The 22,116-nt window shown below is 47.1% G+C and carries 17 protein-coding genes; 6 read left to right on the forward strand and 11 right to left on the reverse strand.

Translation table 11 applies throughout. The features are described 5' to 3' along the window. Window positions 1-127: 127 nt before the first annotated feature. From NC980_RS10010 to NC980_RS10025, 4 genes are all read left to right on the forward strand, one after another. Window positions 128-940 carry a carbon-nitrogen hydrolase family protein gene (locus NC980_RS10010; RefSeq protein WP_190379017.1) on the forward strand — a complete coding sequence of 271 codons (813 nt, stop codon included), beginning with the start codon at window positions 128-130 and terminating at the stop codon, window positions 938-940. Window positions 941-1,258: 318 nt separating this feature from the next. Next, window positions 1,259-3,115 carry a malto-oligosyltrehalose trehalohydrolase gene (gene treZ, locus NC980_RS10015; RefSeq protein WP_190379018.1) on the forward strand — a complete coding sequence of 619 codons (1,857 nt, stop codon included), beginning with the start codon at window positions 1,259-1,261 and terminating at the stop codon, window positions 3,113-3,115. A 10-nt stretch (window positions 3,116-3,125) separates the two neighbouring features. Continuing rightward, window positions 3,126-5,882, forward strand: coding sequence for a malto-oligosyltrehalose synthase (gene treY, locus NC980_RS10020; RefSeq protein ID WP_190379019.1), 2,757 nt, complete (start codon window positions 3,126-3,128; stop codon window positions 5,880-5,882). Between the two features lie 144 nt (window positions 5,883-6,026). After that, a complete protein-coding gene (locus NC980_RS10025; protein ID WP_190379020.1) occupies window positions 6,027-7,376 on the forward strand; it encodes an anthranilate synthase component I in 1,350 nt (449 codons plus the stop codon). On the opposite strand, the gene NC980_RS10030 is transcribed toward NC980_RS10025, so the two are convergent. The 7 genes from NC980_RS10030 to NC980_RS10060 form a co-directional block, all read right to left on the reverse strand. Continuing rightward, window positions 7,373-8,011, reverse strand: a complete 639-nt coding sequence (locus NC980_RS10030) for a MotA/TolQ/ExbB proton channel family protein (RefSeq protein ID WP_190379021.1) — start codon at window positions 8,009-8,011, stop codon at window positions 7,373-7,375. The genes NC980_RS10025 and NC980_RS10030 overlap by 4 nt on opposite strands. A gap of 11 nt (window positions 8,012-8,022) precedes the next feature. Continuing rightward, window positions 8,023-9,081, reverse strand: coding sequence for a Fe(3+) ABC transporter substrate-binding protein (locus NC980_RS10035; protein ID WP_190379022.1), 1,059 nt, complete (start codon window positions 9,079-9,081; stop codon window positions 8,023-8,025). Window positions 9,082-9,369: 288 nt separating this feature from the next. Next, window positions 9,370-10,998, reverse strand: a complete 1,629-nt coding sequence (locus NC980_RS10040; protein WP_190379023.1) for a glycosyltransferase family 39 protein — start codon at window positions 10,996-10,998, stop codon at window positions 9,370-9,372. 229 nt (window positions 10,999-11,227) lie between these two features. Next, entirely contained in the window at window positions 11,228-12,211 is a 984-nt protein-coding gene (gene hemB / locus NC980_RS10045) for a porphobilinogen synthase (protein WP_190379024.1), read from the reverse strand. 89 nt (window positions 12,212-12,300) lie between these two features. Then, the gene (locus NC980_RS10050; RefSeq protein WP_190379025.1) at window positions 12,301-12,921 is read right to left on the reverse strand and encodes a hypothetical protein; all 621 of its coding nucleotides are present in this window, start codon (window positions 12,919-12,921) and stop codon (window positions 12,301-12,303) included. 93 nt (window positions 12,922-13,014) lie between these two features. Beyond that, on the reverse strand, window positions 13,015-14,202 hold the full coding sequence (locus tag NC980_RS10055; protein ID WP_190379026.1) for a bifunctional sterol desaturase/short chain dehydrogenase: 1,188 nt from the start codon (window positions 14,200-14,202) through the stop codon (window positions 13,015-13,017). 138 nt (window positions 14,203-14,340) lie between these two features. Continuing rightward, window positions 14,341-15,420, reverse strand: a complete 1,080-nt coding sequence (locus NC980_RS10060; RefSeq protein WP_190379027.1) for a DNA topoisomerase IB — start codon at window positions 15,418-15,420, stop codon at window positions 14,341-14,343. A gap of 100 nt (window positions 15,421-15,520) precedes the next feature. Between NC980_RS10060 and hpxZ the strand changes: the two genes are divergently transcribed. Together hpxZ and NC980_RS10070 are read left to right on the forward strand one after the other, a co-directional pair. Then, on the forward strand, window positions 15,521-15,889 hold the full coding sequence (gene hpxZ / locus NC980_RS10065; RefSeq protein ID WP_190379028.1) for an oxalurate catabolism protein HpxZ: 369 nt from the start codon (window positions 15,521-15,523) through the stop codon (window positions 15,887-15,889). Window positions 15,890-15,958: 69 nt separating this feature from the next. Continuing rightward, complete coding sequence (locus NC980_RS10070) at window positions 15,959-16,162, forward strand: hypothetical protein (RefSeq protein ID WP_348253919.1); 204 nt, start codon at window positions 15,959-15,961, stop codon at window positions 16,160-16,162. A gap of 136 nt (window positions 16,163-16,298) precedes the next feature. On the opposite strand, the gene NC980_RS10075 is transcribed toward NC980_RS10070, so the two are convergent. From NC980_RS10075 to NC980_RS10090, 4 genes are all read right to left on the reverse strand, one after another. Then, window positions 16,299-17,561: a glycosyltransferase family 1 protein gene (locus NC980_RS10075; protein WP_190379030.1), complete on the reverse strand. Its 1,263-nt coding sequence runs from the start codon at window positions 17,559-17,561 to the stop codon at window positions 16,299-16,301. 231 nt (window positions 17,562-17,792) lie between these two features. Continuing rightward, a complete protein-coding gene (gene sds / locus NC980_RS10080; protein WP_190379031.1) occupies window positions 17,793-18,764 on the reverse strand; it encodes a solanesyl diphosphate synthase in 972 nt (323 codons plus the stop codon). Window positions 18,765-18,993: 229 nt separating this feature from the next. Then, window positions 18,994-19,848 carry a glutamate racemase gene (murI, locus tag NC980_RS10085; protein ID WP_190379032.1) on the reverse strand — a complete coding sequence of 285 codons (855 nt, stop codon included), beginning with the start codon at window positions 19,846-19,848 and terminating at the stop codon, window positions 18,994-18,996. Between the two features lie 154 nt (window positions 19,849-20,002). Next, window positions 20,003-21,886, reverse strand: coding sequence for an N-acetylmuramoyl-L-alanine amidase (locus NC980_RS10090; protein WP_348253920.1), 1,884 nt, complete (start codon window positions 21,884-21,886; stop codon window positions 20,003-20,005). Between the last annotated feature and the right edge of the window lie 230 nt (window positions 21,887-22,116).

Below are 22,116 nucleotides of genomic sequence, written 5' to 3' on the forward strand. Positions count from 1 at the left end.
ATCGGGATCACCGCAGTCTAAAGTAGTAAGTGAGCAATTTCCAGAGGTGATTTTGCTCACTTAAAGCTGTTTTAAAAACTCGGTAAAATTTAGAGCTATTCTCTAACCTATTCCGTGAGTTGATCCCATGAAGTCTTACTTAGCTGCCGCTGTACAAATGAATAGCTTGCCCGATCTGCACAAGAATCTGGCACAAGCAGAAGAATTGATTGATCTGGCGGTTCGCCGGGGCGCAGAGTTAATTGGTTTGCCCGAAAATTTCTCGTTTTTGGGGGACGAAGAAGCCAAGCTTGCCCAAGCGGAAACGATCGCGCTTGAGAGTGAGAAATTCCTCAAGATGATGGCGCAACGCTTTCAGGTGACGATTTTGGGCGGTGGCTATCCGGTTCCGGTGGAGCAAGGCAGGGTTTACAACACAGCCCTGTTGGTGGCTCCGAATGGTCAAGAACTTGCCCGCTATCAGAAGGTGCACCTGTTTGACGTGAATCTCCCCGATGGCAATACTTACCGCGAGTCGGCAACCGTGGTAGCCGGAACGCGAGTACCGCCAATCCACCCGTCGAAAGAGCTGGGCAGTATTGGCTTATCGGTGTGTTACGACGTGCGATTTCCTGAACTGTATCGCCAGATGACTCAGATGGGTGCAGAAGTGTTGTTTGTTCCGGCTGCGTTTACGGCGCATACTGGGAAGGATCACTGGCAGGTGTTGTTACAGGCAAGAGCGATCGAGAATACGTGCTATGTAATTGCGCCTGCTCAAACTGGACGACACAATTCGCTGCGGCAGTCTCACGGGCACGCGATGATTATCGATCCGTGGGGTGTGATTTTGGCGGATGCCGGAGAAATGCCGGGAGTGGCGATCGCGGAAATCATTCCAGGGCGATTAGAGCAAGTCCGGCGACAAATGCCGTCACTGCAACATCGGGTGTTTCTTTAGACTTAAGAAATGTTGCTGTGATCGGCACCATTTTTAGATGGCTTCGGCATCAGAATAAACTTCTTCTGTCGAAGCCCGAAAGCTTTCTAAATTTTTTGCTTAAGATCCGGGGCAGCGCTCAAACCGAAGCGAAAAATTTCCTTGCAGCGATCGTCCGATTGGGTGTTTTGCTCTGATAAAATTTCATCCCTTGGCTCCCACTTCAGATAGATAAGCCAATCGGGGCAATTCAGATACTGTGACAGCAAGCTGATTGCAACGTTTTTCAACATGCGGGAACAATTGGCGGGAATTTGCTGAACCTTCATCGATATTGCTATGAAAGTAGGGGCTTGGTATTTAGGCGACGATCGTGCTGAATTTACGGTCTGGGCACCGCGATCGCAGAGTGTGACCTTGGAATTGGGTGAGCGATCGGTCGAATTGGCGCAGAAGGCTGAGGGATATTGGAGCGCGATCATTTCTGATGTCAAGCCGGGGGCGCAGTACCGTTATCGGCTGGATGATCAGCAGTCTTATCCTGACCCCGCCTCGCAATTTCAGCCGTTCGGGGTGCATGAAGCTTCAGCCGTCGTAGATCATCAGTTTGAGTGGCACGATGGGGAATGGAAAGGAATCACCTTAGAAGATATGGTGATCTATGAGTTGCATGTTGGAACGTTTACGCCAGAGGGAACGTTTGAGGCAATTATTCCGCGATTGCAAACGTTACAAGAATTGGGAATTACGGCGATCGAACTTATGCCGATCGCGCAGTTTCCTGGAGACAGTAGAACCGATGATCCAAAGGCTTATCGCAACTGGGGATATGACGGGACATATCCTTATGCCGTACAGAATTCTTATGGCGGTGTAGCGGGTCTGAAAAAGCTAGTGGATGCCTGCCACCAACACGGAATTTCTGTGATGTTGGATGTGGTATATAACCATTTCGGCCCTGAAGGAACTTACATTCATCAGTATGGCGATTACTTTACTGAAACCTACAAAACTCCTTGGGGTAAAGCAATTAACTACGATGATGCTTATAGTCATTGTGTTCGCAGCTACTTTATAGAAAATGCGCTGTACTGGCTGAAAGAATTTCACATTGATGCGCTGAGATTAGATGCGGTACACGCGATTTACGACTTGGGAGCGCGGCATTTTCTATCCGAACTTGTCGATCGCGTTGATGAACTTTCACGCCAGCAGAACCGCAAGCTCTACCTAATTGCTGAAAGTGATTTAAACGATGTGAAATTAGTGCGATCGAAGCAAGCGAATGGATTTGGATTAGATGCACAGTGGAGCGATGATTTTCATCATGCTTTACACGCTTTGTTAACGGGAGCAGATGTTGGGTATTACCAGGATTTTGGTACCTGTGAAGATCTAGCAAAAGCGTATCGTGAAACGTTTGTTTATGACTGGAAATATGCCCCCCATCGGATGCGCTTTCATGGTGCGCCTGCAACCGATTGTGCAATGACTCAATTTGTGGTTTGTATTCAAAACCATGATCAAATCGGTAATCAAATGAAAGGAGAGCGGTTATCGCAATTAATTTCATTTGAAGGCTTGAAGTTGGCGGCAGGAGCAATCATTCTTTCGCCATATATTCCGCTGTTGTTTATGGGTGAAGAATACGGAGAAGAAGTGCCCTTTACCTACTTTGTCAGCCATTCTGATCCTGAGTTAATTCGACTGGTGCGGCAAGGCAGAAAAGTAGAGTTTAAACACTTTCATTTTGATGGTGAACCGCCTGATCCTGAAGCTGTGCAAACTTATGAAGAATGCATTTTGCAGTGGGAGCGCCATCAGGCCGGGAAGTATAAAATCCTCTGGGAGTTTTATCAGGAATTATTGAGAATGCGTCGATCGCTGCCTGCATTAATCAATCGCGATCGTGATTCGATTTCAGCTTGCGCTGAAGAAGAAAAGCAGTTTGTTTGGTTGCAGCGATCGAGCGCTGAACAAACGCTGTTAATTCTGATGAGTTTCAACCAGTCGGAGCAAACTTTTGAGTTTCCAGATGGGCAGTGGCGGAAGCTGTTAGATTCATCAGACGATCGCTGGATGGGCAAGAAAGCGCTGCCTTCGGCACACGCAAGCCCGACCGCGCCAGAAAAAGGACAGCACGGCGAAAGTGGGCAAGTGAGCGCACAAAGTTTTGTGGTTTATGAACGCTATTAATTGAGGACTTATGCGAATTCCACTAGCAACTTATCGAGTTCAATTACGTCAAGAGTTTCCGTTTGAAGCGGCTGCCAAAATTGTGGGCTATCTGGCAAAGTTAGGCATTTCTGACTTCTATGCGTCTCCTATTTTTAAGGCGAAAGCGGGTAGTAGTCATGGATATGATGTAGTTGATCCGACACAACTCAATCCAGAATTAGGGACACCAGAAGTGTTTGATCAACTCGTCGAAAAATTACAGCATCACAATATGGGATGGCTGCAAGACATTGTGCCAAATCATATGTCTTACGACAGCAATAATCGCTATCTAATGGACGTTTTAGAAAACGGCTTTGATTCAGAATATTTACAGTTCTTTGATCTGGCTTGGAATTCGCCCTTTAGAAGCAGTCAAGAACCGATTCTCGCGCCGTTACTGGGGGACTTTTATGGCTCCTGCTTAGAGAATGGAGATATCAAACTTCAGTACGGTCAAGAGGGATTATCAGTTAATTATTATGCACTTCGAGTTCCTTTAAGGCTTGAATCTTATTCGATCTTTCTAACTCGCGATTTAGGAAAATTAGCTAAAACTTTAGGAAGAAGAAATCCTGATTTTGTTAAGCTTCTTGCTGTTCTCTATATGTTAAAAAGTTTACCTGCTGAGTCGGGTGGTAAACAGAGACAAGACCAAGCTGAATTCGTTAAAGGATTGCTTTGGGAGCTGTATGAAGGAAATCCTGAAGTTAAAAATTTCATCGATGAAAATATTCAATTTTTCAACGGTGAAGCAGGCAATTCGCACAGCGTGGATTGGTTAGACAAGCTATTGTCAGAGCAGTTTTTCCGTTTATCTTATTGGAAGGTTGGAGCTGAGGAAATCAACTATCGCAGATTTTTTACAGTCAATGAGCTAATTTCGGTGAGAATTGAAGAGCAAAAAGTGTTTAACTACACGCATAATTTCATTGCTCAGCTCATCCAAGAGGGTAAAGTTACCGGACTTAGAATTGATCATATTGATGGTCTCTCCAATCCAAAACAATATCTACATCGGCTACAGGAGAAAGTAGGCGATACTTACATTGTCGCAGAAAAGATTCTACAGCCTGGTGAAGATCTGCCAAAAGACTGGAGTATTCAAGGAACATCAGGATATGACTACTTGAATTACCTCAATAGCGTGTTTTGTGATGTGCAAAACGAGCCGCGCTTTGATGAAATTTATCAACGGATTCAGGGTCGATCGATTCCTTTTGAAGAAGTTGTGCTTGATAAGAAGCGCTTGATTCTTGATAAGAATTTGGCAGGCGATTTAGATAATTTAGCCGCCTTGCTAAAAGATATTTCGCTTAAAGACCGCTACGGCAATGACTTCACGATTAATGGCTTGAAACGCGCGATCGCTGAAGTCCTAATTCAATTTTCGATCTATCGCACTTACACCACTGAAGAGGGAGTTGCAGAAGATGATCGTAATTACGTCAAAAATGCGATCGAGATTGCTCGCGAAAATCAGCCTTTTTCACAAAAGGAATTAGATTTTGTCGAGAAAGTGCTGCTGCTTGAATACGATGATTCGCTCACGGCAAAAGATAAAGAACAATGGCTTTATTTTGCAATGCGGATTCAGCAGTACACCGGGCCGCTGATGGCAAAAGGCGTTGAAGATACTGCATTCTTTGTGTACAACCGCTTGATTTCTCTAAATGAAGTCGGTGGTGATCCGGGTCGATTTGGTATTAGTACAACCGAGTTTCACCAGTTTAATCAGTATCGACAACAGCATTGGAACGTTGCAATGAATGCAACTTCTACACATGATACAAAACGGGGCGAAGACCTTCGTGCCAGAATTAATGTACTTTCGGAAATTCCTGATGAATGGCAAGCGCAAGTACAAAAATGGCGTGAAATGAATCATCAATACAAGATTCAACACAAGAAAGCGTCGATGCCCAGCGCGAATGACGAGTATGCGTTCTATCAAACGTTAGTGGGGGCATATCCGTTCCAGGAAAGTGAAATGGATGGGTTTGTCGATCGGGTCGAGCAGTACGCGATCAAATCAATTCGAGAAGCGAAAGTCTCTACGGCTTGGTTACGTCCAAATAGTGCCTATGAAGAAGCTTGCACTAACTTTGTGAAAGCAATTCTAGCGGACGATCAGTTTCTCAAAGAATTCCTGCCCTTCCAGCAGAAGATTTCGCACTATGGGATTTTCAATTCTTTATCCCAAGCTTTGATCAAAATTACTTCTCCGGGTATTCCTGATTTTTATCAAGGCACTGAACTTTGGGATCTCAGTTTGGTTGATCCAGATAATCGCCGTCCGGTTGATTTTACAATCCGTGAAGCGTTTCTAGATGCGATGCAAGCCGCAGCACCCTTAGCGTTAATGCCAAAACTTTTAGAAAAGCCAGAAGACGGACAAGTGAAGATGTTCCTCACACTGCAAGCGCTAAAAGTGCGGAATCAATTCAAGTCGGTCTTTCTCAGTGGCGAGTATATTCCGCTAGAAGCAACCGGAAAGTTCAAAGATCACATCATTGCCTTTGCGCGTAAAGATGCAGGGCAAATGGTGGTGACGATCGCACCCAGATTTTTCACCCGATTGATTCAACCGAATCAACTGCCAATGGGTGAAATTTGGGCAGATACTGCAATTGAGCTTCCTGCTTCAGGTTGGAAGAATGCGATTTCCGAGACTGAACATACTGGAAGCACGATCGCGCTCAAAGATGCCCTGCAAGATTTTCCGGTGGCACTGCTGACACACTAATTTGAAGCAGCACATCGTAGGATAAGGCTTAATGTCAGTGAGACAGAAGTAACTTGCTTTGATGATGGATTCGGATCGCCGCACTCAACGAAGCAGAAAGACTCGTTGAACTGCCGTTAGCTTACGTTGTTGCTGTTTTCTTTTATGTTGCTTCCTTGGGTTTGGCGATCGATTCCATTGCATCAGCGCACAGGTTCAGAAGTGTTTACTGCTTTGTTTTTGCAGGATAAGATTGCAGCTTTATTAGAAAGTCCTTCTCCAGCATCGCCAGACTATCCGCAGTTGGGGCGCTTTTCTATCTGTGCGGGACAGCCTAGATCGGCTAGAGTTTGGACACCTGCGATCGGAAAAATTCTGCCGTTTCTCAATCAGTTGATCGAGCAGGAAATCCCTTCTCAAGCGCCAGAGCATTTACCGTTTACGGGCGGTTGGTTGGGCTGGCTGGGCTATGATCTTGCTTGGGAGATTGAGCGGCTTCCGTATCTCAAACCAGAAACTTTACCGTTTCCGGTGGCGTTTTGGTATGAGCCAGAATGCTTTGCGGTGTTAGATCATGAGCAGCAAGTTTTATGGTTGGCAGCAGGCCATCAATCTCAATTAGATCAGCTTGAGAAACGACTATCAAATTTAGTTCAAACCTCCTTCAAAAGTTCAGCATTTGAGACTCAGTTCTGCATGAAGCAAACGGACTATGAAGCGATCGTTCTCAAGGCTAAACAACACATCCGAGCGGGTGATATTTTTCAAGCTAATTTATCTCTGAGATTTGAAGCGAGAACCGAAGCTGAAAGCTGGACAATTTATCGATCGCTGCAATCCATTAATCCCTCACCGTTTGCCAGCTATTGGAAAACGCCTTGGGGGGATGTGATTAGCTGTTCTCCAGAACGATTGGTCAAACTAAAAGACGGAATGGCAGAAACCCGCCCGATCGCTGGAACTCGGCCGCGTGGAACCACGATCGAACACGATCACGATCTAGCTCAAGAATTACTCGGCAACACTAAAGAGCAAGCCGAACACATTATGCTAGTGGATTTAGAGCGTAATGATTTGGGACGAGTGTGTGAATGGGGCAGTGTACAGGTCGATGAATTACTCGCGATCGAACGCTATAGCCATGTGATGCACTTAGTCAGCAATGTGATTGGCAAGATACAGCCACAGTTTAATTCGATCGATGTGATTCGCGCTCTGTTTCCGGGTGGAACCATTACCGGATGCCCGAAAGTCTGGTGCATGGAGATTATTGAAGCGTTAGAACCTGTGCGGCGCAGTTTGTTTTATGGCTCTTGTGGTTATCTCGATCGACGTGGAAATCTTGATCTCAACATTCTGATTCGCACGTTGCTGTATGCACGTCAGGAAGAGAGTGCGATCGTCTGGGGGCAGGTTGGCGCGGGAATTGTAGCAGATAGCGATCCAGAACGAGAGTGGTTTGAATCTTTGCAAAAAGCACGAGCGCAACTTGCCGCACTCGGACAGGAAGTTTAATCTTCCCGTTTGCGCTCATACCATTGGCGATAAATTAACTCCAACTCGCTGCCCATATCCGCAAAATAATCAACCTGATTCGCCTGCAACGCCACACACAGCCGAAAAATGCCCAGTGCCACGATCGCCACGATCATGCCGCCTGCGGTGGTGATTAAGGCTTCGGCGATTCCAGCCGCAGCTTTATTCGTGTCAACCGTTGTTCCACCTCCAACTCGGAGATTAAAGAACGTGATAATTAATCCGGTGACTGTTCCCAACAACCCCAACAATGGAGCCATTGCAATCACCGTTTCAAGCAGCTTATCGCCCTTTCGCATCTGCACAAATTCCCGATCGCCCGCTGCTTCGAGCGCCAATCGCACCGTTTCGGGAGAAGGCTGATCAAGTTTCAGCCCTGCTAACATGAACCGTGCGATCGGCAAATTCGTTGCGGCTTCTGCAATCGATCTCGCTTCAAGCAAATCAAATCGAGCTGCATCTAAGATTCGGTGAGCGACGCGAGCCTCACCCCGTAATACTTGTGACCAGAACAACGATCGCTCCAAACCACAAGCGATCGTCAAGATCGAAAGTCCCGCAATTGGAATCATTACGGGACCGCCTTTCGCAATCAAATCAAACAGCGTTGACATTGAGATTTCTGCTATTTCCAGCCTGCGCGATCCATGATTTTTAGCGCTTCTGCATTGTTTTTACCAAACACCGAAGCATTCAGCGGATCTTCTTTGAAGTTCTTACCATAGCTCAATAAGACCGAATCGATCGTCGCACTTCTTACCGCTGGATACTCGTTGTTGCTTCCCGCAAAGATGGCCTGAGCTTCCGGGCTGGCGAGATATTCCAAAAATTGTACCGCTGCTTCACGATTGGGAGCCGTTTTCACTACGCCACCACCGCTGATATTGACGTGAGTGCCTCGCTCTTTCTGATTTGGGAAAAAGACTCCGATTTTAGAAGCGATCTCTTTGTCTTCCGGCTTATTGGACTTAGCTAGACGCACTACGTAATAGGTATTGACCAAGGTGAGATCGCTTTGTCCGGCGGCGACTGCTTTAATCTGAGCGGTGTCGTTGCCTTCAGGCGATCGCGCAAAGTTTGCTACCAGTCCCCGCGCCCATTCTTCGGTCTTTTGAGGGCCATGCTTTGCCAGCATCGACCCTGAAAGCGATTGGTTATACACATGGCTCGACGATCGCACGACAATGCGTCCTTTCCATTTCGGGTTGGCTAAATCTTCGTAAGTCGAGAGATCAGACGGCTTCACGCGGTCTTTGTTGTACACGATCACCCGCGCCCGCCGAGTAAAGCCAAACCAGTGCCCACCGGGTTCACGCAGGTTTTTAGGAATTGCACGGGTGAGCGTGGAGGATTGCACAGGCTGGAGTAAATTCTCCTGTTGAGCACGCCACAAGCGCCCTGCATCTACAGTGAGTAGAACATCTGCGGGACTGTTTGCGCCTTCGCTTTTAATCCGCTCGATCAGCTTATCGGCATCCGCTTCAACCAAGTTGACTTTGATACCTGTTTTTTTTGTAAAGCCTTGATAGACAGCGTTATCGCTATCGTAGTGACGAGCAGAGTAGAGATTGAGAACGCGGGGTGCGGCGATCGATTGTTCGGTGTTGGATCGCCAAATTTGATGGGCAGTCACAGCGGCGATCGCTGCACCAGAAGCCAAAAAAAGCCGTCTTTTCATAGTCATATTGAAGTGTTCCACCAGGACTCGATATGCCCAAACTAGCTAGAACTCGCAGTAATCTGCCCGCAAATTCTATCTTAATTGACATAAGTTACTAATAAGGAACTTAAAGGAGTTTGGAATCACTGTCAAGCAAATGGATCAAAAAAGGACGATCGGCTCGCCTGCTCCTCTTGATTTTTCTTCCTGGTAAGCATTTCAGGCTTCATTCGCTAGACTCTATCGCCAGATTTGAGGCACTCTTTTGCAAAAATCTCTCAAGCTTTTGGAATCTTAGGATGTGATAATTTGTCAAGAGCCTGAGCGCTTCGCCAAGACCCAACCCTCAAAAATTTCTTCAGGCTCGTAATTCACGATCGACGTTTTGGCAAGATTGGGATCAATCCAGGCGTACTTTGTATTCGGTGAAATTTTCGGATCTTTGATGTATTGCCCAATTTGGGGCGTATAAAAATTCAGCAGCAATTGCCGCTTGCGATCGTCGCGACCAATCAACGCTTCATTCACCACAAAACTCACAGGCTGCGATCGCAAAATTGACTGAACATTCGGCTGTGACAAAAACTGTTTGAGTCGGGGATCATAATCTCCCCATAATCCAGTCAGGTGCAGCATTGCCATCGCTAACCAGGATGTGAGTAGCCAAACTGCGATCCAATAATTTGCAGATTGATGCCTCGAAACACGGTTCCGCAGTAGCCAAATTACAGGTAAGCTGAGCCACCCTAATCCCACAGCCAGCACAACCAGCGCAATCGATTCGATCGTGCCACTCCGCAGTGTGGTTGAAAATACCTGAGCAATCATCATGCGCCGATTCACAATGACGAGCAAAATTATTGCGATCGCGCCTATAAATAGATTTAGCCCGATGAATAAACCCGTTTGTTTGCGCTGCCTGTAAAGATATGCAAGATGAGACAGTGCGATCGCCGCGAATAATCCAATAAACGGCATTAACTGGATTGGATAATAGTGTGTTCGCGTTCCAAAGATACTTAATTCAATAAATAATATAACCGGATAGCCAATCAGTAAAAAACGACTCTGCTTCGATTTTAACAATGCTCGAATATCAGAATGAAAGCACGAAAGCCACAAACCAGCTAACGCGAAAAAGACCCAAGGAAAACCATTTGCAGGAATATTCCAGAGATAATAGAACTGATTTGCACCCTGATAGGTTTGCCCCTTTAGATGAATTAGTTTGCCAAACAGTTCTTGAATCGGGGCGGTTCCATATTTTTCAACTGCTGCCCATAGCCAAAAAATCGGTAGCAATAACCCAATCGCACATCCCAAGTACAGTAGGGGATCAAACAAATGACGATGGCGGCGATGCTGAAAAATTAGATAAGGAAATAGCGCGATCGTCGCGGGAATAATCATGAATCCTTTGATCATGAATCCCACACCAAACATCAAGCCTGTCAGAAACCTCCAGGGACGCTCTGAAGATTCTGCCATGAGTAGCGTCCAAATTGCGATCAGTTCCACGCAGACGAGAACCATATCTTGCGTAGCTAATCGTCCGTATTGCACTACTAACGGAATCACACTAAAAATCGCCGCCCCAAGCCAAGCAATTCGAGGCGTAGTCAACCGTACCCCGATCGCGTACGTCAGCAACACACTCAGCACAAACGCGATCGCGCTTGGGAGTCGTGCGACTCCCTCATTCGTTCCAAATAACAAATACGATCCGGCAATCAGCCATTGAATTCCGATCGTGCGATCGAAGCTATATCCCCCGCCCCACTGTGGCGTGATCCAGTCTCCGGTTCTCAGAATGGTTCGTGCCTGCGTTGCATAAATCCCTTCATCGTGTGCCATCAGGCTTTGCTGAGAACTGCGAATTAGAACGATCGGCAAAACCCAAAGTAACAGAGTGAGATAAGGCAGAATTCGCTTCCAGTTCACAACACTTCCTTCTATCCAGTGCAGGGGAATTCTAACGCAGTTTTTCTCCTACAACTTTTCCTGAAACTACAGGTTGCTTAGAACACGAGAAGCACGATCGCGCTTGACACTGATATTAAATCTTTGCATGAAGCGTGAATGCTTTGCCGAATCAAAGGTAGACGGACTTCGTTTGGATAGCCGCAGATTTGATTCGGCAAAGCATCCCCGCAACAGTTCTATTCAACAATCATGCACCTAGCCAACGGGCTGCATCTTTCGCGTGATAAGTCAGAATCAAATCTGCTCCCGCCCGCTTAAAGCTGAGCAAGGTCTCCATGACGACTCGTTCTTCATCGATCCAGCCGTTCAGGGCTGCGGCTTTCACCATCGCATACTCACCCGACACATTGTAAGCCGCGACGGGAAGGTTAGACGCTTGCTTGACCTGGTGAATGATGTCCATGTAAGCCAAAGCAGGCTTCACCATCAGCATATCTGCGCCTTCTGCAATGTCGAGTTGAATTTCTTTGATCGCTTCTCGCGAATTGCCAGGATCCATTTGATAAGTGCGACGATCACCAAATTGCGGAGTCGATTCCGCAGCATCCCGGAATGGCCCGTAATAAGCAGACGCATACTTCGCTGCATAAGACAGAATCGGAATGTCTTGAAATCCAGCCTCATCCAATCCTGCTCGAATTGCAGCGACAAAGCCATCCATCATGCCAGAGGGCGCAATAATATCGGCTCCAGCTTTTGCTTGCGAAACTGCGGTTTTCTTCAGCAGTTCTAGGGTTGGATCGTTGAGAACGCGCCCAGTCAAATCGCCCACTTCGAGATAGCCACAATGCCCATGCGAGGTGTATTCACACAAGCACGTATCCGCAATCACGATTAACTCTGGAACGGCTTCTTTGACGGCTGTTGCTGCTTTTTGGACAATACCGCAATCGTGCCAGGCTCCGGTTGCATCGGTATCTTTATCGTCAGGAATGCCAAACAAAATGATCGAAGGAATGCCAAGATCGTAAACTTGCTTTGCTTCTTCGACAATTTTATCGATCGACAACTGATACACTCCCGGCATCGATCTCACTTCATTGGCAATTCCTTGTCCGGGCACAGCAAACAACGGGTAAATTAAATCGCTGGTGGTTAAAACGTTTTCCCGCACCATGCGGCGCAGTTGGGGATGGGTGCGGAGCCGACGAGGGCGATGGGTTGGAAACATAGCGTTAAATACGGGGTTCGATCGAGGATGCTTTACAAGTCTAAAACGTTGATGGTGAGGAACCAGACAAGGTAACAAACTGTAAAAAACTAAATCGCAACATAACTTCTCAGTTGCACTTCACACTGTTGAAACCCGTAGTTCAATGCGCCAAACAGAACATCGAGTTCCTGAATCGTGAAGAAGGTTGTGTTACGGGTAAAGACCTCGGCTTCGAGCTTGCCAAACTGCCAGCGATCGCCATTCGACACAATTCCGTAAATGATAATTTCCGGTTCTCCATTGAGTTTCTGAGCCGCAATCATTTCTGCAAGGCATTGCGCCCAACCTGTTTCAAAGTTGTCTTGTTTCGCTTCGACTAGAAGCAAATAGGGCTTGTCAAACACGACTTTACCGAGTGGAGAGCGACGTGCCAGAATGTACTCTGGAAAGCCACCCAGCCTTTCATCGTAGTTCAGGGATTGATGGCTCCAGATGATGAAGCGATCGCGGTAGTGTTTCCAAACTTCCTTGAGAACGGGATAGATTAAATTCTCACAAATCGCAAACTCAGAATTATCAACCACTGCCTCGCGCATCATTAGCTGCAAATCTTCTCGAAAATACTCAGAAATCTGAAATGCGAGTTGCTGAATAAATTCTGCTTCGGTATATCGCACCTGAAATTCTTTGACGACTTCACCGAGCGTTTTGAACGGGCTGAATGACATAAGCTTTCCTCGTGCTTTCTCTATTCTATGAAAGCGACAGAACTCCGATCGTCTAGCGCAACCGGAGTTCTCACACTACTCGAAATCTAAAAGTTAGGGTTTTGTAAACAATCGGAAGTAAAGCGACTGTAACGCTTCTTTTACCGGGAACAGCGCATAAGTAAGCGGGTTGATCGTCACAATAATGTCCCGAAAATCTCGTTTTGCTAAAGCAACGATCGCCCAAGCGACACTCGATGCTGACATCACTCCATAAGGATTGAGTTGACTCTTAAACGGGCCTAAAATCAGCTTCCGAATAATACAAGGTGCATCTAATCGCCGCAAAGTAATCAAATCACCTAATGTTCGCTTCGATAGTTCATAAAGCGGACTAAAAGCAGGGTTTACTTCTGCTTCTGAAGTGTTGATCCAAAGCTCTTTGAGTGCTTTATGCGAGGACACAGTAACAGTTTCTAAGAATAATTCTGCGAGCTTCCAAGTTGAAAAAGTATTGACCTCGTATGAAGTCTGAATTGCTTCAGGAGAACGATCGCCATACACATTCACCCCATGATTGAGAATGAAGATATCCACTTTTTGCAGGCGCGATCGAAGGTCTTCTTCCGCTCCGATCTGCCATTGCAGTACCTCAACTTTGGGATCAAAGCTTGCATTTTCACGGGTTGTTAGTGCGATCACTCTTGCACCTTGCCGAGTTAATTCTTCAACTAACGCCTGTCCCAGCGTGCCAGACGCTCCTGTAACCGCCACGACTTTATCTTTGAGCGACAAGCTTGTTCCCAGCATTTTGTCTACGATCGTAAAGTGACCACAGAAATAAGCATTTGGCTGATCAAAATGGTGTCGCCAGTGATAAGTGCGATTCACAATCCAAGGCTTTGGTAAATCAATTAAATCCCCAGGCTTGTGGGTGACATCGGTTTGTAAAAGTAACCCTTGCGATCGTGCCAAAGCTGGAATTAGAAATACCAGCGAGTAGAGTGATCCTAACCAGAATCCCGGCATTTGGGTCAAACCTGCCAGTAGGGTTGTGGCGCTGAACATTGCCAGTGATTCTGGCACATCATTGTAGAGTTGCGCCCGTTGGTAAAGTTCTAAACTGGCGATCGTCAAATCCGGACGATAAGCTTTGTGGTGTAGATTATGAAAACGTTTTAGGGGTTGCCAGTAGTGTCCGGCAAGGTGATAAGCGTCCCGTATCAGTTCTGCAAGAACAATTGCAGAAACTCCAAGGAGGCATTGAACGAGTAGCTGACTGTACAGAAATCGCAGATCCATGAACCCGATGTAATGCTTCTTAATAAAACTTTCCCTACTTTACCTTGAGCGCGGCATTTCAACTGACCGAATTTGAGTCCAGTCAGATTTGCGATCGTGCGCTCTAATCCATAGTAAGCAGTTTGCTCAAGGATGCAATTAATCCTTTACTTCTCCTGTTAACAGCGCCACCACGACTAATTCTTCAGCCTGGAGCGCGTGGCAGTCTTCGATGACGATCGTGCTGTGTTTTTCAACTAAATCATGCAGCGATTCATCTAAATACGCTTCTAACACACCCGGATGAATATAATATTTCCGACAAGTTGCAGGACGATTTCCCAAATAAGAAGACACAGATTTAACCGCTTGCGTAATATTCTTTTTTGCGGCTGTTTGTGAGGTAAATTTGCCAATTTCAGCTAAATGAGTAGCGGCTAAAACTGTTCCTGCCCAAGTGCGAAAATCTTTTGCTGTAAAATCTTGACCTGTGATTTCTCTTAGATAATCATTCACATCACTCGATTTAATATCTTGCGGTCGTTTATTCTCATCTAAATATTGAAAAAGCTCTTGACCGGGGAGATCTTGACAACGTTTGACAATCTTTGCAAGTTGTTTGTCGTTGATATCGATCGCATGATCAACTCCGCTTTTTCCCCGGAATTCAAAGCGAACTTTTGAGCCAATCACATTCACATGGTCATCGTGCAATGTTGTTAAACCGTAAGACTCATTTGTTTTCGCGTATTCTTCATTGCCGACTCGAATTCGCGTTAGTTCCATGAGCTTGAGAACAGTCGCTAATACTTTTTGTTTCGGCAATCCGGAAAGCGCTAAATCCTGCTCTAATCGCCGCCGAATCTCTGGTAAGGCTTGGCTAAAAGCAATCATGCGGGAGAATTTTGTCTGGTCGCGAATCGATCGCCACAGTGGATGATACCGATACTGCTTTCGTCCTTTTGCGTCGCGTCCAGTTGCCTGCAAATGCCCATTTTCAAGCGGACAAATCCACACATCCCGATAAGCAGGCGGAATTGCAAGAGAATTAATGCGTTGAATCGTTTTCTCGTCTTTGATACGAGCGCCATTCGGATCAAAATAAATGAAGCTTTTTCCCGATCTCTTGCGTCGAATTCCTGGCATCTCGTTGCTGACGTAGTGTAATCCAACCGCTTCGGCAGACTCGATCGGATCAGTGGGAATTTCGGTAGGAAGCTCGGCGACGGCTAAATTCATGATTTCAAACATCATTTCGGGATAGTTTGACCGTATCAAACTGAACGATGTTTGAAATCTGCAAGGAAGTATAGTCTTAAAGGTTGAGGAGCAAATTGCGATGGAAATTAACCTTCCTGATGTGTTGGCGGAAGTGACTGCCGTTTTTGAACAATATGAAAAGGCTTTAATTAGTAATGATGTTGCGGTGTTAGATCAGCTTTTTTGGCAAAGTCCGCATACGATTCGCTATGGTGCAACTGAGAATCTATATGGGTATGAGACGATCGCGCAATTTCGGGCAGGGCGATCGGCGGTGGGACTCGATCGAACCCTACAAAATACAGTGATCACCACTTACGGGCAGGATTTTGCTACAGCAAATACGGAGTTTGTCCGCTCTGGTAAAACTGGACGACAAAGCCAAACCTGGATGCGAACGGCTGACGGTTGGAAAGTCGTTGCCGCGCACGTTTCACTTATGCCATGATCAGCGCATTCCTGACTTGGGGCAATCAGCAATGAACAAGGTCTTCAAGCAACTTACCGCGATGGTAACTTGGTGCTGGATGAAAAGCTAGATGCGGCATTAGAAGGAAAGAAGCTATTTCTCGTTCTGATTGAAGAATCACCCCAGTTGCAGAGCAACGATACACAAAATCTAGAACCCAGAAAACAACGTTTTTTAGAGCAACTTCAGCAATACTCTTTCAAATTGCCTGAGGATTACGAGTTCGATCGAGCAGAACTTTATGAGCGATAACGTTTTTCTAGATACAAACTTATGGATTTATCTTTTTAGCATCGAGAAATCATGATATTGCCCCTCCAATCCCCGAAGAACCATAAACACACAGAACTTCAAACCGTTGAAGCTCTGTGTGTCTAACTTTTAGCAGCTATGCACTCACCGCCGATCGCTCCACAGCAGGCACACTCAACACTTGCTGATACAGCTTGCTCAACTGAGAAGCCACGCCATCCCAGCTAAACATTGCTTCTACCCGATCGCGTCCCGCCCGTCCCAACTGATAGCGGTAAGCTGAATCAGATAAGATTCGATCGATCGCTTGTGCAAATGCCGCATCATCTTTCGGGGGCGCTAACAGTCCAGTCTCTTCAGGAATCACTGTAAACTGCAATCCACCCACATCTGAAGCCACCACCGGAGTACCGCTTGCCATTGCTTCGATCGCCACCAATCCAAATGGCTCATAATGACTCGGCACCACCGAAACATCTGCCGCAGCGTAGTACAAGTGCAAATTCTCAAGCCCCAAACGACCGGGGAACAGCGTGATATCTTGTAAGCCTAATTCATTTACAATCCCTTCAATGCGATCGCGCTCCATCCCATCGCTTTGTCCCGGACGACTACCGCCTCCGATAATCAATTTCAGATTCTCGTGCTGTAATCGCCCGACAGCGCGGACTGCAGTTTCAATGCCTTTACGTCGATCGAACCGTCCCACGTACAGCACAATCTTGTCATCTTGATTCAATCCCAGAACCTCGCGAGCTTCAGCGCGAGAAATCTGACCAAACCGCTCGATATCGGTTCCACAAGGAATGATATCAATGTTGCCATGCTGCGAAACGAGCGATCTCATATGTTCCTGCTCTTGAGGACTGGTGGCAACAATCTGCTCTGCGGTTTCGAGGCATTGTTTTTCCGTTGCAAGCCGCGTCTTTGCAATCATCGGAATCGCTGAAACCGATTGATACTTAATGGCTCCCAATGAATGATAAGTGTGAATTTGCTTCGAGCCTTGGAGCTTTTTCAGCGTCATGCCGACCCAAGACGATAGCCAATAATTGGTGTGCACTAACGGGTATTCAACGCCCGAATCAGTTTGGAACTGCTGAAAATTCTGCACAAATTCGGGCAAATAACCAAACAGATCATCACGCGGAATAAATTCTTTCGGGCCTGCGGTGAGCCGAATCGTGCGGCAATGTGGATTATGCTGCACAATCTCAGGTTGATCAGCAATCGATCGACGAGTAAACATATCGACCTGCCACCCCTGCCGCGAGAGCGCTTCGCCCACTTGCCGCACGTAGACATTCTGCCCGCCCGCTTCTTCTTTGCCAATTTCGATCGCGGGATCGCCATGTACGGAAATCAATGCGATCCGGGGACGCTCACCTGAGATAGCCATATTTCTATTACCAAAACACGATGAATGAAAACAAATGTGAAATTTCATAACCATTGCGTTTAAGCGTAGTAACAAATGGCGCAATCCCCATCCTTCAGGAGTCAGAAATCGTAGGATGGTTTTATATAGCTAGATAGCGATAGAAGCAAGTTTCTTCTATCGCCAGTTAGATTTTGCAATAAAAAAAGGCAGTGTTACCTGCCTAGATTCAGTGAAGTCAAACTTTAAGCTTTAATACGATCGGTTCAATACATAGTCTGTCAGCTTAATCAAAGCTTGGCGCGAGTCAGAAGGCGGCAAATCTGATAGATGTTCAATCGCAGCTTTGGCATGATAGGTTGCTAATTCCTTCGCTCTTTGAATGCCTTGACTATCTCTTACCAGCGCTAAGGCTTGTTCTAGATCATCTTCCTGAACAAATTCTCGATCGATTAACTCTTCTAAATAAGGCTTTTCTTCTAAGGCATACAGCACCGGAGCCGTCAAATTTCCACTCTTTAAATCCGATCCCGAAGGTTTTCCAAGCCCCTCGGCTGAACTGGTAAAGTCGAAAATATCATCAACAATCTGAAACGCTAAGCCTAAGTGCCGTCCGTACTGATACAGCTTGTGTGCCTCTGCATCGGAAGCATCACTCAATAGTGCTGCCGCTTTCGAGCTATTTGCGATCAAAGATGCCGTCTTGTAATAGCTTTTTTCTAGATAAGAGTCGATCGTTAAACCTGTATCAAAACGAAGCAATCCTTGCTGAATTTCACCTTCGGCAAAGTCTTTGATCACCTCAGACAATAGCTTAATCACTTCGATATTTTCTAGATTTGCCAAGTACCACGACGACTGAGCAAACAGAAAATCCCCGGCTAATACAGCAACCTGTGTACTAAATCGGCTATGAACTGCGGGAAGTCCTCGCCGCATCTCCGACTCGTCGATCACATCATCATGCACCAAGCTAGCGGTATGAATCATCTCAGTGATTTCCGCAAGACGGCGATGACGCTGAGTAATCTCCTGTCCGCGCATCGTAGCACGAGCAACGAGCAGGACGATCGCAGGACGAATACGTTTTCCTCCGGCGCTAAACAGGTGTTCTGCGGCAGCGTAAAGAATAGGATGACGCGCACCGATCAGATTTTTAAGGTTCTCGGCAAGTAAACGTAAATCCGCTTCTACCGGAGAAAAGAGGGATGTGGCTGAGGTCATGTAGTTGCCGACTCAGAAGCTATAGGTTAAGTTTTTTTACGGCTTGTGACCTTATTTTACTCATAAATCCGCAAATCTAGGGGATTAAAAATTTGCGGTTCTCAGTTTAGCCGGTTTCAAGCGGCACGATCGCGCCGCTTAACTTCAACACGCTTGAGGAATTGGAGCAGTGGTGACAAGCGCAAACTCAGCCCCTTCGCCAGGCTCCAAATAGTTTTAACCAACGGTCTTAACCCACGGCGACCGATTCCGAGAGTGTCACTTGCTGTACTGTCGGAGTGTAACCGAGCCAGCGTTGCGCCACTTCCACAAATGGCTCTGGAGTGCCGCTGACATAAAACTGCGTCGGTAAAGGAGGCTGTGCAGATCGCAAGCCCAGCAATTCCAACTCCTGCGCGGCTGCTTTCGCAACGGAGACGGCCGGATCAATCAGCTGTACCGAACTGGGGACGATAGATCTCACAACCGGAGCGAGGTGCGGATAGTGCGTACAGCCATAAATTAGCGTGTCAATGCTTTGATCTAATAGCGGCTTGAGATAACGTTGAGCGACTTTATAAGTATAAGAATCCTCAATTCGCCCTTGCTCAATCAATGGCACAAACTCAGGACAGCCAATTTGCCAAACTTCAGCGGTCGGCTCAACTTCAAGAATGGCTTGGCGATAGGCATCACTGGCAGCAGTGGCAGGAGTCGAAATTACTCCAATGCGTCGTCCTTGTTTGACGGCTGCCCTTGCACCTGGCAGAATCACACCCAGAATCGGTAGACTTGGAAACTCTTGGCGGATGGTTTCGATCGCCAATGCCGAACTGGTATTACACGCCATAATCACCATTTTGGCGCGACGTTCTACCATCCAATTCAAAATTTCGCGCACAAACTGAATAATTTCGGCCTGCGATCGAGTGCCATACGGAACACGAGCAGTATCACCAAAATACAACAGCGATTCGTTCGGCAGCTGGCGATACATCTCGCGCAGCACCGTTAAGCCACCGACCCCGCTATCAAATAGCCCGATCGGATTTGAGCCATTCGGTGACTCAGCTAAGCAACCGAACTCTTCTCCCAGGTTGATCATGTCTTACTTCCTCACACCACTCAGAACATTCAGATCAGAACATCAAAAGCCAGAAGGCTGAAGCAATCGTACTCTGATTTTTTGCTTCAGGCTTCTTACTTTCATCTCAGTCTAAGCGCTCTTGCCAAGTGGCTCAACACCATAGGGGTAGGATTTAACGCGAACCGCGGTTCCCTAGATATTCGAGAACGCCGCGAGCGATCGAATCTGCCATGCGCTGACGATAGGATGACTCCGCCAAGCGAGTCGCATCAGTCCGACCTGTGACAAACCCAACTTCCACTAGAACAGAAGGCATCGAGGTGCGACGCAAAACAAAGAAGCGAGCACTGCGAACTCCTCGATCTTGAACTCCGGTTCCTTGCAGGACATTGCGATGAATTGTGCGGGCCAGTTCCAAGCCACTTTGGAAATAGTATGTTTCTAGCCCATTCACATCGGGACGACTCATACTAATGGCGTTGGCATGGATGCTGACAAATGCGGTTGCATTTGCTCGCTGTGCAATATCGACGCGGGGCTGGAGATCCAAGTCAGTATCAGCGTTGCGGGTCATCACGACCTGAACCCCTCCTCGCTCTAGATTTGCCTGGACACGGCGGCTGATATCGAGCACGATTTCTTTTTCTTGAATTCCTCTGATGCCAACGGCTCCGGGGTCAGGCCCGCCATGTCCCGGATCGATTACCACGACTAGGCGACCATTGGGAACACGCGGCGGAACGGGACGCGGATTAGTCGTAGGCGGGACTGGGATCGGAGAAGGCGTGATTGGGGGTGTCGTCGGCGGATTTGTCGTCGGCGGTGTAATCGGGAACAATCCGCGACGCACAGGTAAGATCAACTGCTGCGGAGATGTCTGCACAATGTCGCCAAACTGCACATTTGCAGCAGGCAGGAACAAGAGTGCGAGATCGTTGCCGTCTTGCCGGACTCGCGCTTGCAGAATTGAGCTACCTGCAGGCAGTTGAGGCCCTCTAAAGCTCTGGTCGGTACGTGCCGATCGAATCAACACTCGATATGATCCAGTCGCCCGATCCCAGCCTGTGGTGTAACTGAGTGGCTGATTGCCACGGATAATCAGTTGGCGATTCGCATCAAGCTCGACAGATTGAACGATCGCGGTTTGACTGGCAGGAGGTTGCGTGACTGGAGGCTGTGTGACCGGAGATGATGTGATCGGAGTTGAACCTACAGCTTGAGGTAAGACAATTAACCCGCCAGAAGGACTCGCGCTAGCTCGCCAATCGGCACTCTGGGGGGACAGCGTTAAGGTCAAGCGAACGCTATCTGGCGTGAATTGTGAGATTTGAGCGCGAGAGACACCGCTCACATTCACTGGAAGGTCACGCGGAAACAGATTCGGAGAAAGGGTTGCGCCAAAGATGTCGATGATCATCTGGCGACGATCGTTCGATCTCAGCGATCGAACTTGTGGAGTAGCGCCCGTTGTTCTTAGAAATAAGCCATCTCCGGTTGCTTGAAGGCTCTGAACAAAGGTGCGACCTGTCGAAGTTGGCGGCAGTTGGCTAATGGGGGGTTGAGCAGTGGGGGGCTGGGTAATGGGAGGTTGGGTTACAGGAGGAGTTGCAACGCCTGAAAAGGTTGGCGTAGGAAGCTGTACCGACCATTGATTTGCGGTTCTGCCTTGAAATTGAATGCGGCTCGGATCAACAGTGTATCCGGGTGCATATTCAACGACAATTCGAGTGGTTTGGCGATCGAACTGTCCCACCCGAATCGATCGCACGCCACCGTTATAAGATTCTGTGACCTGTGGTCGCCCGAATGTGACACCTGGCAGATCGATTACCAATCGAGTTGGATCGTTCAGCAGTTGTGCCTTGGGCTGAACGCCATCATCGGTCGAAAATTCCAATTGATTCTGGGCTGGACTCAAGCGCCAGGACTGTAATCTTGCTGCTTGAGCCGGAAAGGTGAATAGCAAAAAATAGAATGAGCAGAGCAAAAAGTAAGTCCGGAAATGAAATCTTCTTTGAGACTTTTTTGCACTGGTAGACTGAAGATCGCGTTCCAACTTTTCTCTCCTTTTGTGCGTTGCGCCGCTATTTTTCGGCAATCATTTCTATGCTTTGATAATCAAAATTGAGCAACGAAATTAAGACTTTTCGCTGACAGCTTCGATCTCCAAAATTGAATTTGCATCCTCTCTCACCCACGATCGATGAATATTTGCTCAGCTAAACATCAAGATTGAAGCTGATATTCACCGCAGAAATTCAACGATTATTACTCAAAAAATTCAGA

The sequence above is a fragment of the Leptolyngbya sp. AS-A5 genome (genome assembly GCF_039962495.1).
In the GTDB taxonomy this organism is placed as follows: domain Bacteria; phylum Cyanobacteriota; class Cyanobacteriia; order Leptolyngbyales; family Leptolyngbyaceae; genus Leptolyngbya.

Bases quoted from the DNA above. Each gene is read 5' to 3' on its own strand.
- NC980_RS10050 (WP_190379025.1), bottom strand. From the start codon at position 12,921: ATGTCATTCAGCCCGTTCAAAACGCTCGGTGAAGTCGTCAAAGAATTT.
- NC980_RS10035 (WP_190379022.1), bottom strand. From the start codon at position 9,081: ATGACTATGAAAAGACGGCTTTTTTTGGCTTCTGGTGCAGCGATCGCC.
- hpxZ (WP_190379028.1), top strand. From the start codon at position 15,521: ATGGAAATTAACCTTCCTGATGTGTTGGCGGAAGTGACTGCCGTTTTT.
- NC980_RS10030 (WP_190379021.1), bottom strand. From the start codon at position 8,011: ATGTCAACGCTGTTTGATTTGATTGCGAAAGGCGGTCCCGTAATGATT.
- NC980_RS10060 (WP_190379027.1), bottom strand. From the start codon at position 15,420: ATGAATTTAGCCGTCGCCGAGCTTCCTACCGAAATTCCCACTGATCCG.
- murI (WP_190379032.1), bottom strand. From the start codon at position 19,848: ATGATCAACCTGGGAGAAGAGTTCGGTTGCTTAGCTGAGTCACCGAAT.
- NC980_RS10025 (WP_190379020.1), top strand. From the start codon at position 6,027: ATGTTGCTTCCTTGGGTTTGGCGATCGATTCCATTGCATCAGCGCACA.
- NC980_RS10010 (WP_190379017.1), top strand. From the start codon at position 128: ATGAAGTCTTACTTAGCTGCCGCTGTACAAATGAATAGCTTGCCCGAT.
- NC980_RS10075 (WP_190379030.1), bottom strand. From the start codon at position 17,561: ATGGCTATCTCAGGTGAGCGTCCCCGGATCGCATTGATTTCCGTACAT.
- NC980_RS10055 (WP_190379026.1), bottom strand. From the start codon at position 14,202: ATGGATCTGCGATTTCTGTACAGTCAGCTACTCGTTCAATGCCTCCTT.
- treY (WP_190379019.1), top strand. From the start codon at position 3,126: ATGCGAATTCCACTAGCAACTTATCGAGTTCAATTACGTCAAGAGTTT.
- sds (WP_190379031.1), bottom strand. From the start codon at position 18,764: ATGACCTCAGCCACATCCCTCTTTTCTCCGGTAGAAGCGGATTTACGT.
- hemB (WP_190379024.1), bottom strand. From the start codon at position 12,211: ATGTTTCCAACCCATCGCCCTCGTCGGCTCCGCACCCATCCCCAACTG.
- treZ (WP_190379018.1), top strand. From the start codon at position 1,259: ATGAAAGTAGGGGCTTGGTATTTAGGCGACGATCGTGCTGAATTTACG.